Source organism: Mesorhizobium sp. CO1-1-7, assembly GCF_020164885.1.
GTDB lineage: Bacteria > Pseudomonadota > Alphaproteobacteria > Rhizobiales > Rhizobiaceae > Mesorhizobium > Mesorhizobium australicum.
Genome location: NZ_JAIUHA010000005.1, coordinates 194,842 through 209,885 on the forward strand (window position 1 = coordinate 194,842; position 15,044 = coordinate 209,885).

Below are 15,044 nucleotides of genomic sequence, written 5' to 3' on the forward strand. Positions count from 1 at the left end.
ATGGCGAGCTTAAGTGGAGCGCTGATCGGCTGCGGCTTCTTCGCCGTCAACCAGATGCATGCCTGGCACGACATAGAGGGCGCTTCGATCGTCGCTATCTGCGACCGCGATCCCGAGCGGCTCAAGATAGTCGGCGACCAGTTCGGCGTGACGCGGCGCTACAGCGACGCGGCGGAACTTTTCACCGCCGAGACGCTCGACTTCGTCGACATTGCCACCACGGTCGGCAGCCATCGGCCGCTGGTCGAGATGGCGGCCGCGCACGGCGTTCCCGTGATCTGCCAGAAACCATTCGCGCCAACGCTTGGCGATGCCAAGGCGATGGTGAAGGCCTGCGCGGATGCCGGCGTGCCGCTGATGGTGCACGAGAATTTCCGCTGGCAATCGCCGATCCAGGCGGTGCGCGCGGTGCTCGACAGCGGCGAGATCGGCACGCCCTTCTTCGGACGCATCTCCTTCCGCTCCGGCTATGACGTGTTTTCCGGCCAGCCCTATCTCGCGACGGGCAAGCGCTTCATCATCGAGGACCTCGGCATCCACATCCTCGATATCGCCCGCTTCCTGCTCGGCGATGTGTCGAGCCTGACCGCGCGAACCAAACGCATCAACCCGGCCATCGCCGGCGAGGATGTCGCCACGATCCTCATGGACCACGCTGGCGGCGCCACCTCGGTGGTCGATTGCAGTTATGCGACCAAGCTTGCCGCGGAGCCGTTCCCGGAGACGCTCATCGAACTCGATGGCAGCGACGGCACGATCCGGCTGGCGCAAGGCTACCGGCTGACCGTCACCGGCAAGAGCGGAACCAGGGTGAGCGACGTCTCGCCGCCGCTGCTGCCCTGGGCCTCGCGGCCCTGGCACAACATCCAGGAAAGCGTGCTGGCCATCCAGCGGCACTGGGTCGACTGCCTTGCATCAGGCCAGGAACCGGCGACGTCAGGCGCGGACAATCTGAGGACATTCGCCCTGGTCGAGGCCGCCTATGCGGGTGCCGCCAGCCGAGAACCGGTGCAGATCGAAGCCTTGCTGAGATGACGGCAGACGCTTTCCAGCTCTACGGCACGCGCGCGGCCGAGCCCAAGCCGGTCACGCTGCATGCGGGCGCATTGAGCGCGGAACTGGTCAACGGCAATCTGCGCACCATCCGCCACGGCGGCACCGAAGTGCTGCGCGCCATCGCCTATATCGTGCGCGACCGCGACTGGGGCACCTATGAGCCCGACCTGACGGACCTGACCATCGACCAGACGGACGACCGTTTCTCCGTCAGCTACGCGGCAAGCTGCCTCGGTCCGGACGGCAGCCGGCTCGGCTTCCACGCGACGATCGAAGGGTCCGCCGACGGCAGGCTGGTCTTCGATGTGACCGCGCTCCCCGAGAGCGATTTCGAAACCAACCGCTGCGGCTTCTGCATCCTGCACCCGATCGCCGGCCTCGCCGGCAGCCCGATGACCGTCGAGCACACCGACGGCAGCGTGGTCGAGACGGAACTCCCCGATCTGATCGACCCCTGGCAGCCGTTCAAGGATTTGCGCGCCATCACGCATCAGGTGCGGCCCGGCGTTGTCGCGCAATGCCGGATGGAAGGCGACGCATTCGAGATGGAGGACCAGCGCAACTGGTCCGACGCCTCGTACAAAACCTATGTGCGGCCGCTGGCGCTGCCATGGCCGTATGTGCTGCCAGCCGGCGAACCGATGCGCCAGACGATCAGCCTGCGCATCACCGGCGATGCCAATGTGCCTGCCTCGGCGGCGCCGGCCGAACCGGTCCGCGTCGAGCTCGGGCAAGCCGGCGCGAAGCTGCCCGATATCGGCATCGTGGTCTATCCCGAGGAGATCGAGGCGGCATTTGCCGACCTGCCGTTGCTGCGAGGGCTCGGTCCCCGGCAACTGCTTTTCCACTTCGACCCGACGCGTGGTCACGGCCTCGAGGCGCTGCGCGCCCATGCCCGGCTGGCGGCCGCCTATCCTGTTTCGACGACGCTGGAGTGCGTGGTCGCTTGTGACGGCGATCTGGACGCCGAACTTTCCGAGATCGCCGACATGGTGCGCCGGGCAGGCCTGCGGCTCGACGCCATCGCGGTGTCGCCTGCGGTCGACCGGCAATCGACGCCGCCGGGCAGTGCCTGGCCGGCATGCCCACCGCTCGAGGACGTCTACGCGGCCGCCCGCCGGGGCTTTCCCGGCCTCCGCCTCGGCGGCGGCATGTTCAGCTATTTCACCGAACTCAACCGCAAGCGCGTTCCAGCCGGCCAGCTCGATTTCATCACCCACTGCACCAATCCGATCGTGCACGCCGCCGACGATCTCAGCGTGATGCAATCGCTGGAGGCGCTGCCCTTCATCACCCGGTCCACGCGGGCGATCTTCGGGACAAAGCCGTACCGGATCGGACCATCGACGATCGCCATGCGCCAGAACCCTTATGGCGGCGCGACCAAGGACAATCCTCAGGGACAGCGCATCGCCATGGCGAACCGCGACCCGCGCCACGCCGCGCAGTTCGCCGCCGCATGGACGATCGGCTATGCCGCGCGGGTCGCGCCGGCGGGACTGGAGATGCTGACTCTGTCCAGTTTCGCTGGACCGTTCGGCGTGGTCGCGGGATCGGGCGAATCCGCCGCAGAGGGATCGCCGCGGCCGATTTTCCAGGCCATTGAAGGGCTTTGTGAGTTGGCCGGGCTGACGCATGTTTCCGCCACGACGAGCGACGAGACGCGGGTCCTGGCGCTGGCCGGCCGCTCCGCGTCGGGCGAGACCATCGTCTGGCTGGCGAACCTGACACCGAACGACATGCGGGTCGACGCTTCCGCGCTTGGCCGGGGCGATCTCGTGATGTCTCCCTATGCGATTACCAGGATCGGTTACTTCTCGGAATTCATCACATAGAGCGCACGCGAGCGCTCGAGGTGCTTGATCATCGCCTTCTCGGCGCCGTCGGCATCCCCGTGCTCGATGCGGTCGATGATCTCTTCGTGCTCGGTCAGCGTGTATTTTTCCTTGCCGGTCCAGATCAGCATTTCGGTGTGGTATTCCTTCAGCCAGCCCAGTGTGGCTTCGCTGACCGCGACATAGATCGGATTGCCTGAAATGGACGCGATCTGGGTATGGAATTTCATGTCGGCGGAGATGAAGGCTTCGGAATCGCCGCGCGCGGCGCGCTGCTCGGCCACGGTCGCCTTCAGCAATTGCACATCCTCTGATTTGGCCCTTTCCGCGGCTTCCCTGACCATGCCGCGCTCGAAGAAGATGCGCGCGGTCTTCAGGTGCTCCAGCGTGTCCCGGGACGAGGACAGGATGATCTTGGCCGCACCGTCGACCTGCTTGATGATCGACTTGGCGGTGAGTTGCAGCACCTTGGCGCGCTCGCCATGCGAGATGGCGACCAACCCCATATTGCTCAGCGCCTGCATGGCCTCGCGTATCGCCGGCCGGCCGACCTCGAAGCGCTCCATCAACTCGCGCTCGGACGGCATGTCGTCGCCCGGCTGCAGTTCGCCGCTGGTGATCAGCCGCTTCAGTCTTGCAAAGACTTCGTCGGAAAGTTTGCGCCGGACGATCGGCTCCGAACGGTTCATCGCGACGAATCACTCCCTGGCCCGATTCCTGTTTAGCATTCCCGGCAGGATTACCGGAATGCCCGCGCCTGGAGCGGGTTCGCTCCAGCTTTGCCGCAGCCCACCGCTCTTGTCGAGGCGCGGATATTTCTTGCAATACTTATGTACTCATTATACCAGATTTCCTGCGCGACGAAACTTTTTTCGAACCCTTTTCGAGCGGCCGACCGACCATGATCACGCTTACCTATCGCATCGAAACCCCTGGCAGCATCGAGGCGCTGGCCGCCAAGATCGCCAGCGACCAGTCGACCGGCACCTTCGTCGCGCTGCCGGGCGAGACCGAGGAGCTGAAGGCGCGCGTGGCGGCGCGCGTGCTGGCGATCCGGCACCTGCCGGATGCCACGCAACCCTCTCTCCCGGGATCCGGCAGCGGGCCCTTCCGGCGCGCCGATGCCGACATCGCCTTCCCCTTCGACGCCATCGGCACCGACCTGTCGGCACTGATGACCATTGCCATTGGTGGCACCTATTCGATCAGGGGCCTGTCCGGCATCCGCCTCATCGACATGAAGCTGCCGGAACAATACCGGGGTGCCCATCCGGGTCCACAGTTCGGCGTTGCGGGCAGCCGCGGGCTGACCGGTGTCGAGGGCCGCCCGATCATCGGTACCATCGTCAAGCCGGCGCTTGGTCTCAGGCCGCACGAGACGGCCGCGATGGTGGGCGAACTGATCGAGGCCGGCGTCGATTTCATCAAGGACGACGAGAAGCTGATGAGCCCTGCCTATTCGCCGCTGGCGGAGCGGGTGAAGGCGATCATGCCAGGGATTCTCGACCATGAGCAGAAGACCGGCAAGAAGGTGATGTATGCCTTCGGCATCTCGCATGCCGATCCCGACGAGATGATGCGCAACCACGATCTTGTGCTCCAAGCCGGCGGCAATTGCGCGGTCGTCAACATCAACTCGATCGGCTTCGGTGGCATGGCTTTTCTGCGGAAGCGTTCCGGCTTGGTGCTGCATGCCCATCGCAATGGCTGGGACATTCTCACACGCCACCCCGGCCTCGGCATGGACTTCAAGGTCTGGCAGCAATTCTGGCGGCTGCTCGGCGTCGACCAGTTCCAGATCAACGGCATCGGCTCGAAATATTGGGAGCCGGACGATTCCTTCATCCGCTCCTTCGAGGCAGTGACGACGCCGCTGTTTTCATCAGACGATTGCGCGCTGCCCGTGGCCTGCTCGGGCCAATGGGGCGGCCAGGCACCCGAAACCTATGAGCGCACCGGCCGCACGGTCGACCTCCTCTACCTCTGCGGCGGCGGCATCGTCAGCCATCCGGACGGACCCGGTGCCGGCGTGCGGGCCGTGCTGCAGGCCTGGCAGGCGGCGGTCGAGGGCATTGCGCTGGCGGACTATGCCCGCGATCACATCGAACTGGCCCGATCGATCGAAAAGTTCGGCGACGGCAAGGCAGCATGAGCATGGCCGCGCAAAACCTGCTCCTCAGTTATTATGGCGACGACCTCACCGGCTCGACGGACGTCATGGAGGCGCTTGAGCTCGGCGGCGTGCCAACGGTGCTGTTCATGCACCAGCCCGATCCTTCCTTGCTGGCGCGATTTTCGCATTGCCGCGCGGTTGGATTGGCGGGCACCAGCCGAAGCGAAACGCCGCAATGGATGGAGGAAAACCTGACGCCGGCCTTCGAATGGCTGAAAGGCCTCGGGGCGGCGATCTGCCACTACAAGATCTGCTCTACCTTCGATTCCAGCCCGGCGGTCGGCAGCATTGGCCGCGCCACCGAAATCGGCAGGCGTATTTTCGGCGGGGCGAGCGTGCCGATGGTGGTCGGGGCGCCGCAGCTCAAGCGCTACACCGCCTTCGGCAATCTTTTCGCGGCGTTCCGTGGCGAGTATTTCCGCATCGACAGGCATCCTGTGATGAGCAGGCATCCGGTGACGCCGATGAACGAAGCAGACCTGCTCGCGCATCTCTCGCATCAGACCAGTCTCAGCGCCGGCCTTGTCGACCTGGCGGCATTGCAGGCCGACGATGTTGCGCAAACGGTCGACCAGGCGATGAAAAACAGGGCGATCGTCCTGTTCGATGTTGAAAGCCGCCAGACACAGAGACGCGTCGGCGAGCAGATCTGGCGCATCCACGATCAAGGCCATGGCTTCGTTGTCGGATCCTCGGGCGTCGAATATGCCTTGCTTGCCGAATGGGCCGGCAAAGGCATCGTCTCCGGGCACGCGTCGTTCGCGCCGCCCGGCCCGGTGGACCGCCTCGCGGTCGTCTCGGGCAGCGTTTCGCCTACCACCGAGAAACAAATCCGCTTTGCGCTCGCCCACGGTTTTGACGGCGTCGAAATGGATGCGATGCGACTGGTCTCGGAGGGCGCCGGCGACGCGATCGAGCAGGCGGTCGCCACCGGGCTGGCAAGTCTGGCCAAGGGCCGCAGCGTCATCCTCTACACCGCGCTTGGCCCGCAGGCCGACCGGGGCGCCGAGATCGACAGGATCGAAGGCGCGCGAAACACGCTCGGGCGAGCGCTGGGGACCATCCTGCGCCGGCTGATCGTGGAACAGAAACTCAAGCGCGCGGTGATCGCCGGTGGCGATACGTCCAGCCACGCGCTCGGACAATTGGCCATCGACGCGCTGACCGTGCGCATGCCTTTGCCGCAATCGCCGGGATCTCCGCTCTGCGTCGCCCATGGCGGCGGTGAGATCGATGGCCTCGAAATAGCGCTGAAAGGCGGCCAGGTCGGCACCGACGCCTATTTCGAGACGATCCGGCTGGGAAGCTAAGCGACGAGCCAGGTCGTTCAATACAACGGCTTGCCCATGTGCTTCGGCGTCGGCCACTGCGCCGTGATGCCGGGTTGCACCGGCCGTTCGAGATAGGTCGCCAGAACCACGTAGCTGCGCGTCGAGGTGACGCCTGGTGTTTCGTAGAGACGCAACAGCAGGCCTTCGAGCGCCTTGGTGTCCTCGGTGCGCACCTTGAGTAGTACGCATGTATCGCCGGCGACGGTGTGGATCTCCTCGACCTCGGGATATTCCGAGATCGCCATCAGTTCAGGGGTCTTGCCCCAGCCGCTGGTGTCTATGTGAACGAAGGTGAGCAGCGGTTTTCTCACCGCGTTGGGATCGATGATGGCGGCCGTATTGCGAATGGCGCCGCTGCGCCGAAGCCGCTTGACGCGCTCGTGCGCTGCCGGCGGCGACAAGCCGACGCGATCGCCGAGTTCGGCATAGCTGACGGTCGCGTCTTCGACGAGAACGCCTAATATTTTTCGGTCGGTCGCGTCGACATCCCGGGCCGCCGGCCTGTTCCGCGGAATGCCATCTGTTTCTTCATCCATAGCGGTATTCCCGATTGTCACGGAATTTAATACGGCCATTATGATGATATGTCGAACAACGATCAAGCTACAGCCTTGGGCGCGGACACCAGGCTGCCCATCCCGGCCCTCGCCTATCTGCTGACCGGATGCATCGCCGTGATCGGCTCGAATTCGCTGGTGCTGGGCCCGATCGCTCCGGCAGTGGCCGTGTCGTTCTCGACCAGCGTCCCCATGGTGATGATGGCGGCGGCCGCGTTCGGCCTCGGCACATCGGCGAGCGCCCTGTTCCTGGCACGCCATATCGACCGGCTCGGCGCGCGCCGGATGTTGCGGGCGGCCTTGCTGCTGCTGGCATTGGCCTTGGTCGCCAGCGCGGCCGCGCCGACGGTGAGCGCGCTGGTTGCCGCGCAGCTTATCGCTGGGATCGCGGCCGGCGTCGCCATGCCGGCAATCTATGCCAGTGCCGCGGCCATCGCCCCGCCCGGGCGGGAAAGCGGCACGATCGGCGTGGTGCTGACCGGGTGGACGCTCAGCATGGTGGCCGGCGTTTCGCTGTCGGCGGTGCTTGCCGATCTCGTGCACTGGCGCGCCGTCTTTGTCGCCGTGGCCGTGCTGGCGACGCTGGCGCTTGGCGGCCTCAGCGCATCGTCGCTCCCGGATGTCCGGAAGGCCGGACCGGCGCCCGCCCCGCTGGCGGCGTTGAACATCCCCGGCATTGTGCCCCTCCTGGTTGCCTGCAGTGCTTTCATGACCGCCTTCTACGGTGTCTATGGCTATCTTGGCGACCACCTCCACAGCGGGCTGGGGCAGCCGGTCAGCGCCAACGGGCTGGCGGCCCTCGCCTATGGCGCGGGATTTGGCACGGCGGCGCTCTTCGACGGCATCATCGACCGGCTGGGCGCCGGGCGTGTCATGCCTTTCGCCTATCTTCTCGTGGCCATCGTCTACGTGGCGATCGCCGCGACCAGCGGCAGCTATGGCTTGACGCTCGCCATGGTCGCCGCCTGGGGGCTTGCCAATCATTTCGGGCTGAACGTGCTGGTGATGCGCCTGTCGGCGCTCGATCCGTCGCGGCGGGGCACGATCATGGGGCTGAACAGCGCGGTGACCTACCTCGCGGTGTTCGTCGGCACCACCGGCTTCGGGCCGCTCTATTCCGGCTTCGGCTTCGCCACATGCGCGGCAGTTGCGGCCTTGCTGATGCTGATTGCCGCTGGCGCGGCGGCATGGCGCACACGCTAGAACTTTCCTCCCGTCGCATTGCTCCAGTCGGCACAACGTGATTGGCCAGCGGCCTGTCGCGTAGTTGACAGCGGCCCCACCATCCTTCCATACAAAACGCGTTAATGTTCTCAGGGCGGGGTGAAAGTCCCCACCGGCGGTAACGGCTTCGGCCCAAGCCCGCGAGCGCTTTCCGCTATCGGAGAGGTCAGCAGATCCGGTGTGATTCCGGAGCCGACGGTTACAGTCCGGATGAAAGAGAACGAAACGGAAGACGGACCGCCCCGGCGGGCCGCATTTCGTATCGTGCGTCCTGATTCTGGTTCGAAACGGAAGGATGGACCCATGAATCAGCATTCCCACAAAGACTATGAAACAATCCGCGTCGCCGTCATCAGGGCGCGCTGGCATGCCGACATCGTCGACCAGTGCGTGCAAGCCTTTGGGGCGGAACTGGCCGAGATTGGCGGCGGACGCTTTGCCGTCGACATCTTCGACGTGCCCGGCGCCTACGAAATTCCGCTCCATGCCAAGACGCTTGCCGGGACCGGCCGCTACGCCGCGATCCTCGGCACGGCATTCGTCGTCAATGGCGGCATCTACCGGCACGACTTCGTCGCCAACGCCGTTATCGACGGCATGATGAACGTGCAGTTGTCGACCGGCGTGCCCGTGCTTTCGGCGGTGCTCACGCCCCACAATTTCCACGACAGCACCGAGCATCATCGCTTCTTCTTCGAGCATTTCACGGTCAAGGGGAAGGAAGCGGCAAACGCCTGTGTGCAGATACTCGCCGCGCGGGAAAAGATCGCGGCCTGAAGCGGCGCTGCCGGGGTGGAAATCCCGGTAACGGGCTGTAGTATCCCGGAAAATACTGAGTTCGGGAGGATGCCGGTGCAGACCAAGAAGATCATCAATGACGGCAACCGTGCCGTCGACGAAATGCTCGAAGGGATCCTCGCCGCGCATCCTCGCCATCTCGGGAGCGTGGACGGCAGTCCGCGCTCGATCATCGCCCGCGATGGACCGAGGCCCGGCAAGGTCGGGCTGGTGATCGGCGGCGGCTCCGGCCACGAGCCGACCTTTCTCGGCTTTGTCGGCAAGGGGCTGGCGGACGCGGCGGCTGTCGGCAACGTCTTTGCCTCGCCGCCGCCCGATCCGATCCTCGAATGCACCAAGGCGATCAGCGGCGGCGCCGGCGTGCTGTTCATGTACGGCAACTATGCCGGCGACGTGATGAATTTCGACATGGCGGCCGAGATGGCCGCCATGGACGACATCGAGGTGCGCACGGTGCTGACCACCGACGACGTCGCCTCGGCGCCGCGTGACCAGCGGCGGAAGCGCCGTGGTGTCGCGGGTAATTTCTTCATCTTCAAGGCGGCCGGTGCCGCCTGCGACCTGATGCTCTCCCTCGACGAATGCGAGCGCGTCGCGCGCAAGGCCAACGACCGCACCTTCACGATGGGCGTGGCACTGTCGCCCTGCTCGCTGCCGCAGACCCGGCGGCCGAATTTCGAGATCGGCACGGACGAGATGGAAATCGGGATGGGCATCCATGGCGAACCCGGCATCGCCCGCGGCAAGCTCGGGACCGCCGACGAAATCACCGACGAGATGCTGGACAAGATTTTCGCCGAGATGGCGCCGAAGCGCGGCGACAAGGTCGCGGTGCTGGTCAATTCGCTGGGTTCGACGCCGCTGATGGAGCTCTACATCATGAACCGCCGGGTCAAGCAGAGGCTCGACGCCATCGGCGTTTCGGTCCACGCGACCTGGGTCGGCAACTACTGCACGTCGCTGGAAATGGCCGGCGCTTCGGTGACGCTTTTCCATCTCGACGAAGAATTGCAGGCGATGCTCGACCACCCCTGCGACTGCGCCATGTTCCGTGCCGGCTGAGGAGCGCTCCATGACCATCGCCGCGTTCGACCTGAAAAGAATGTTCGATGCGATCGCCGTGGCGATGGAAGCCGACAGGGACCGGCTTTGCCAGCTCGACGGCGTCATCGGCGACGCCGACCACGGCATTGCCATGGCGCTCGGGTTCAACGCCGCGCGCGATGCTCTGGCATCGCTCGACCTTACGGCGGCCGAGCCGACCGCGCTCCTCAACGCCGCGGCGAAATCGTTTCTCAATGCCGTCGGCGCGTCCTGCGGCCCGCTCTATGCCACCGCCTTCATGCGCGCCGCCGCCGCCGTCAAGGGCAAGGCGACGCTGGCGGATGCCGATGTCGTCGCGCTGCTGCAGGCCATGGCGCAAGGCATCAAGGATCGCGGCAAGGCCGAAACCGGCGAAAAGACAATGGTCGACGCCTGGCAACCGGCGGCGGAAGCGGCCGGCGCCAGCAATGCAGCAGGAAAAAACCTTGCCGAAAGCCTCCAGGCCGCTTTTGCCGCCGCCGAGCGCGGCGCGGAATCGACCAAGGACATGATCGCCGCCAAGGGCCGCTCGTCGCGGCTCGGCGAGCGCTCGCTCGGCCATATCGATCCCGGTGCGGCTTCGGCCGTCACCGTCATCGGTGCGATGCGCGACAGTCTCGCTTAGCCCTTCGCCGCGTCGAGCTTGTCGATCGCCTGGACGTTGCCGGCCGACGGTCCCTTCTCGTCGAACTCCGAGGCCAGCCAGGTATCGACAATGGCCTTGGCGAGTTCCGGGCCGATGACGCGGGCGCCCATGGTGATGATCTGGGCGTTATTGGATTTCGCCGCGCGTTCGGCCGAATAGGTGTCGTGGGTGAGTGCGGCGCGGATGCCCGGCACCTTGTTGGCCGAGATCGAGACGCCGATGCCGGTGCCGCAGAACAGGATGCCGCGATCGTTCTCGCCGTCGATGATCGTCTGGGCAAGTTTCCGCGACAGATCGGCATAGAAGCCGGCCTGGCTGAGGTCGCTGACGGTGAGCCCCGGCTTGGTCGCCAGATGCGCTGATATGACGTCGAGCAGCGGCTTGCCGGCGCTGTCGGCTCCAATGGCTATTTTCATTTTTTGTCCTTTCCAGTTCGATGATTCAGATGGCGGCCGACGCGCGGCGCAGGATGTCGATGTAGCCTTCGGCCTGCCAGGCCGAGCGGCCGATGAACAAGCCGTCGATGTTGGGCTGGGCGATCAGTTCCGCGGCATTGCCGGGATTGACGCTGCCGCCATAGAGCACCGGCGGCACGGACGGCAGCAGGCCGCCGGCGACCGTCTTGATCAGCGCCTGCTGCCTGTCGGCATAGTCGGAACTGGCCGGAATGCCCTTGTCGCCAATCGCCCAGACCGGCTCGTAGGCGAACAGGATTTTTGCTCCCCTCGCCTCGCCCTCGAGGAATTGCAGTGCACCCTCGACCTGGCTGGTCAGCACCGCATCGGCCTTGCCGCCTTCGCGCTCGGCCAGCGTCTCGCCGACGCAGATCAGCGGTATCAGTGCGTGCTTGACCGCCGCCGCCGTCTTCAGCCCAACCGTGCGGTCGGTCTCGCCGAAGTGCTCGCGCCTTTCGCTGTGGCCGAGTTCGACCAGGTCTAGGCCACAATCGTTCAGCATCACCGGCGAAATCTCGCCGGTCCAGGCGCCGGCGTCGGCCCAATGCATGTTCTGCGCGCCGACCTTGACGCGCGTCGTCGACAGCGCCTGCCCGACCTCGCGCACCGCCGTGAAAGGCGGGACGACGAAAGGCTGGATGCGATCGTCGAAACCCGCCACGAAGCCGGCCAGTGCGCCTGCAAAGTCAAGCGCCTCCGCGAGCGTCTTGTTCATCTTCCAGCTTGTACCGACCCAGTAAACCACGCGTACACCCCTTGATCATCAATCCTTGTCGGCGACCACCGTCAGCGAGACGCCGGCCGCATCCAGCGTGTCGCGCATTCCGGGCTCCGGCCCGCGCCCGGTGAAGACGGCGTCGAATGCCTTGAGATCGGCCAGGAAATGCAGCGCGCTGCGGCCAAACTTGCCGTGATCCACCAGCAGATATGTGCGTGTCGCCGCGGCCATCATCAGTCGCTTGGCCTGCACCACTTCCTGGTCCTGATGGAAGGCGGAGGCGCCATGGATGGCGGACGACGACAGGAAGGCGACATCGGCGCGCAGCGACCGCAGCGAAGCCTCGGCGAGCAGGCCGAAGAAGCCGTGGAATTTCTTCGAGTACTGGCCGCCAAGCGCGATCAGGTTGATGCCTGCGGCACCGGCCAGATCCTGGATGACGGCGAGATTGTTGGTGATCACCGTCAGCGGCCTGAGATCGGCGAGATACCGCGCGATACCGCCCGCGGTCGAACCGTCGTCGATGATGACCGTCTGGCCGGGTTCGATCATGGCCACGGCCGCCGCCGCAAGGCGCTGTTTTTCCCCGATCGCCTGCTTCTGCCGGTAGCGGAAATCGCTTTCAAACAGACTGCTCGGCTGGATCGAGGCGCCGCCGCGCACCTTGCGCAGCAAACCGCTCTCCTCGAGCTCGTCGAGGTCGCGATGCACGGTCATCCTGGAGACGCCAAAGCGGGAGGCAAGATCGTCGACGCTCGCCGCGCCGGCATCCACCAGGAAGTCCATGATGCCTTGGCGTCTGTTGTCGCTCTTCATTCTCGCCGACCCGCCAACGCAGAAGCCTGGCTCCTTGATCGAACGAAGATATAACAGATATGATCGCATAGGTATCATGATTTTTGTGATAATGGGATATTTTTGTGGGATATTTCGCCGGCTTTTATCGCGCCGCTGTAACAAGAATTGCTGCCGGGACGGTCTGTCACGGTTGCGGTTGCGCGGGATTCCGGCCAGAAGCATCGGTGGGCTGAACGATGCGCGGGCGGCCCGCAACCACAGGTTCGAAACCAGATACGGGAGACTAATCGTTGGCTCGCATCACACTGAGACAATTGCTCGATCACGCCGCCGAATACGGCTATGGCGTGCCGGCCTTCAACATGAACAACATGGAACAGGGCCTCGCCATCATGGAGGCTGCCGAGGAGACCAAGTCCCCGGTCATCCTGCAGGCGAGCCGCGGCGCGCGCGCCTATGCCAATGACGTGGTGCTGGCCAAGCTGATCGACGCGCTGGTCGAAATCCATCCCGACATCCCGGTCTGCATGCATCTCGACCATGGCAACAACGAAGCCACCTGCGTCACCGCGATCCAGCACGGCTTCACCTCGGTGATGATGGACGGCTCACTCAAGGAAGACGGCAAGTCGCCGGCCGACTATGCCTATAATTCCGGCATCACCAAGCGCGTCGTCGATATGGCGCATTGGGGCGGCGTGTCGGTGGAAGGCGAGATCGGCGTGCTGGGCTCGCTCGAGAGCGGCGGCGGCGAGCAGGAAGACGGCCACGGCGTCGAAGGCGCGATCAGCCACGACCAGCTCCTGACCGATCCGGTGCAGGCCGAGCAGTTCGTGCGCGACACCCATGTCGATGCGCTGGCGGTGGCCATGGGCACCAGCCACGGCGCCTATAAATTCTCGCGCAAGCCCGACGGCGCGGTGCTGGCGATGAACGTGATCGAGGAGATCCACCGCCGCTTGCCGAACATGCATCTGGTCATGCACGGCTCGTCCTCGGTGCCGGAGGACTTGCAGGAGATCATCAACAAATATGGTGGCCAGATGAAGCCGACCTGGGGCGTCCCGGTGGAAGAGATCCAGCGCGGCATCAAGCATGGCGTGCGCAAGATCAACATCGACACCGACAACCGCATGGCGCTGACCGGCGCGATCCGCAAGGTGCTGACCGAAAATCCCAGCGAGTTCGACCCGCGCAAATTTCTGACGCCGGCGATGGCGGCGATGAGGAAGCTCTGCAAGGAGCGCTTCGAGCAGTTCGGCACCGCCGGCAATGCGCCGAAGATCAAGCCGCTGCCGGTTTCGGAAATGGCCAAGCGCTACAAGTCGGGCAGCCTCGACCCGAAATTCGCCTGAGCTCGATCCGGTTGCATTTTATGGACAGGAGCCGCATCGGCTCCTGTCCGATTTCTATCCGGCCTTCGGCGAAATCCCCGCCCTGCCGGCGTCGATGAACGGTGCCCAATAATCGACCGACTCGCGGATCATGGCGACCACCTGATGGTCGACCGGCTCGCGCTCGCGGAAGGATAGTTCGAGGCAGATTTCGTTGTCGGTGCCGCCGCCGCGTCGTACCGTCTCCAGCAGCTTCTCAGGCGTGATGCGGCCGTCCTTGTTGTGGGCCGCGGTGAATGGCCAATGGCCACCCTTGTTCATCGACGATTGCTTGATGTGGATGATCGGCGACTTCAGGGGAAAAGCTTCGGCCCAGGCATAGGGATCGACGTCGGCCGGATTGGAGGAAGTGACGTCGCCATGGTCGATGTCGACCATCATCTCCAGCGGAATGGCCATGCCGGCCGCGTCGATCGCGTCCTGCAGCATCCGGCAATTCTCGATCGTGTGACCGAATTCGCGACCGACCGACATCGGCTCCCAGAACAGATAGGTCAGGCCTGCCGCTCGGGCGTGCTCGGCGACCTCGCGCCAGCAGTCCAGCGCGATGTCGAACAGTCTGGCGCGACGGGCGGGATCGTCATAGTCCCGATGCGTGAAGATGGCGAACTGCGTGCCCATGCCGCCGGCGCCAAGCTCGGCCGAGATATCGGCGAAGGTCTTGAACCAGTCGACATAGTAGCGGCGCACATCGGCATCCGGATGGCCGAAATGGTTCAGCCGGCCATAGGGGCCGGTCATGCCGGAGGTGACGCGCACGCCGGTGCGATCCAAGGCGTTGCGGAACAGGCGGACGAACTTGACGATCGTCGCCGCCGGCCAGCCTGGGTTGACGAATTCATGCGTGAGCTGAACGTCGCGAATGCCGATCTCATAGGCGACGGTATCGATCAGATCGTCCGGCTCGGCGAAGCGGTTGACCAGCGGATTGGTGTTGAGGGAGAGCGTGAAAGCCAAGGTCGCGATCCCGTCAACG

At 64.8% G+C, this 15,044-nt stretch carries 15 protein-coding genes and 1 riboswitch; of the genes, 9 read left to right on the plus strand and 6 right to left on the minus strand.

Going from position 1 to position 15,044, the window contains the following annotated elements; genetic code table 11:
* Window positions 1–1,035 (plus strand): Gfo/Idh/MocA family protein, encoded by a 1,035-nt coding sequence (locus tag LB516_RS12570; RefSeq protein WP_224719652.1) that lies wholly within the window; start codon window positions 1–3, stop codon window positions 1,033–1,035.
* Window positions 1,032–2,891, plus strand: a complete 1,860-nt coding sequence (locus tag LB516_RS12575; protein WP_224719653.1) for a hypothetical protein — start codon at window positions 1,032–1,034, stop codon at window positions 2,889–2,891. Before LB516_RS12570 ends, LB516_RS12575 begins: the two co-directional genes overlap by 4 nt.
* Here the strand turns inward: LB516_RS12575 and LB516_RS12580 are convergent.
* Entirely contained in the window at window positions 2,867–3,580 is a 714-nt protein-coding gene (locus tag LB516_RS12580) for a transcriptional regulator NanR (protein WP_140617398.1), read from the minus strand. The two genes, LB516_RS12575 and LB516_RS12580, sit on opposite strands and share 25 nt — an antisense overlap.
* 212 nt (window positions 3,581–3,792) lie before the next feature.
* Between LB516_RS12580 and oiaX the strand changes: the two genes are divergently transcribed.
* Both oiaX and LB516_RS12590 read left to right on the plus strand, forming a co-directional pair.
* Window positions 3,793–5,043 carry a 3-oxo-isoapionate-4-phosphate decarboxylase OiaX gene (gene oiaX / locus LB516_RS12585; protein WP_224719654.1) on the plus strand — a complete coding sequence of 417 codons (1,251 nt, stop codon included), beginning with the start codon at window positions 3,793–3,795 and terminating at the stop codon, window positions 5,041–5,043.
* A gap of 2 nt (window positions 5,044–5,045) precedes the next feature.
* On the plus strand, window positions 5,046–6,374 hold the full coding sequence (locus tag LB516_RS12590) for a four-carbon acid sugar kinase family protein (RefSeq protein ID WP_224595688.1): 1,329 nt from the start codon (window positions 5,046–5,048) through the stop codon (window positions 6,372–6,374).
* A gap of 17 nt (window positions 6,375–6,391) precedes the next feature.
* Here the strand turns inward: LB516_RS12590 and LB516_RS12595 are convergent, their stop codons facing one another.
* Complete coding sequence (locus tag LB516_RS12595) at window positions 6,392–6,931, minus strand: Lrp/AsnC family transcriptional regulator (RefSeq protein ID WP_015318952.1); 540 nt, start codon at window positions 6,929–6,931, stop codon at window positions 6,392–6,394.
* 48 nt (window positions 6,932–6,979) lie between these two features.
* Between LB516_RS12595 and LB516_RS12600 the strand changes: the two genes are divergently transcribed.
* The 4 genes from LB516_RS12600 (at window position 6,980) to dhaL (ending at window position 10,682) form a co-directional block, all read left to right on the plus strand.
* Complete coding sequence (locus tag LB516_RS12600; RefSeq protein WP_224622723.1) at window positions 6,980–8,155, plus strand: MFS transporter; 1,176 nt, start codon at window positions 6,980–6,982, stop codon at window positions 8,153–8,155.
* A gap of 102 nt (window positions 8,156–8,257) precedes the next feature.
* A riboswitch (FMN riboswitch) is annotated at window positions 8,258–8,402 on the plus strand.
* 77 nt (window positions 8,403–8,479) lie between these two features.
* Complete coding sequence (locus LB516_RS12605) at window positions 8,480–8,953, plus strand: 6,7-dimethyl-8-ribityllumazine synthase (protein WP_140715170.1); 474 nt, start codon at window positions 8,480–8,482, stop codon at window positions 8,951–8,953.
* A gap of 75 nt (window positions 8,954–9,028) precedes the next feature.
* Window positions 9,029–10,036: a dihydroxyacetone kinase subunit DhaK gene (locus LB516_RS12610; protein ID WP_140715172.1), complete on the plus strand. Its 1,008-nt coding sequence runs from the start codon at window positions 9,029–9,031 to the stop codon at window positions 10,034–10,036.
* Between the two features lie 10 nt (window positions 10,037–10,046).
* Window positions 10,047–10,682 (plus strand): dihydroxyacetone kinase subunit DhaL, encoded by a 636-nt coding sequence (gene dhaL / locus LB516_RS12615; RefSeq protein WP_140617403.1) that lies wholly within the window; start codon window positions 10,047–10,049, stop codon window positions 10,680–10,682.
* On the opposite strand, the gene LB516_RS12620 is transcribed toward dhaL, so the two are convergent.
* From LB516_RS12620 to LB516_RS12630, 3 genes are read right to left on the minus strand one after another with little or no spacing between them, the layout of a single operon-like run.
* On the minus strand, window positions 10,679–11,119 hold the full coding sequence (locus LB516_RS12620; protein WP_140715174.1) for an RpiB/LacA/LacB family sugar-phosphate isomerase: 441 nt from the start codon (window positions 11,117–11,119) through the stop codon (window positions 10,679–10,681). The two genes, dhaL and LB516_RS12620, sit on opposite strands and share 4 nt — an antisense overlap.
* Before the next feature lie 25 nt (window positions 11,120–11,144).
* Window positions 11,145–11,903: a triose-phosphate isomerase gene (locus LB516_RS12625; protein WP_140823401.1), complete on the minus strand. Its 759-nt coding sequence runs from the start codon at window positions 11,901–11,903 to the stop codon at window positions 11,145–11,147.
* 18 nt (window positions 11,904–11,921) lie between these two features.
* Window positions 11,922–12,692, minus strand: coding sequence for a DeoR/GlpR family DNA-binding transcription regulator (locus tag LB516_RS12630; RefSeq protein ID WP_224719655.1), 771 nt, complete (start codon window positions 12,690–12,692; stop codon window positions 11,922–11,924).
* A gap of 272 nt (window positions 12,693–12,964) precedes the next feature.
* On the opposite strand from LB516_RS12630, the gene fba reads away from it, so the two are divergent.
* Entirely contained in the window at window positions 12,965–14,029 is a 1,065-nt protein-coding gene (gene fba, locus LB516_RS12635; RefSeq protein WP_140715178.1) for a class II fructose-bisphosphate aldolase, read from the plus strand.
* Window positions 14,030–14,083: 54 nt separating this feature from the next.
* Here fba and LB516_RS12640 read toward each other — a convergent pair whose 3' ends face one another.
* Window positions 14,084–15,025 carry a sugar phosphate isomerase/epimerase family protein gene (locus tag LB516_RS12640; RefSeq protein WP_140617408.1) on the minus strand — a complete coding sequence of 314 codons (942 nt, stop codon included), beginning with the start codon at window positions 15,023–15,025 and terminating at the stop codon, window positions 14,084–14,086.
* Between the last annotated feature and the right edge of the window lie 19 nt (window positions 15,026–15,044).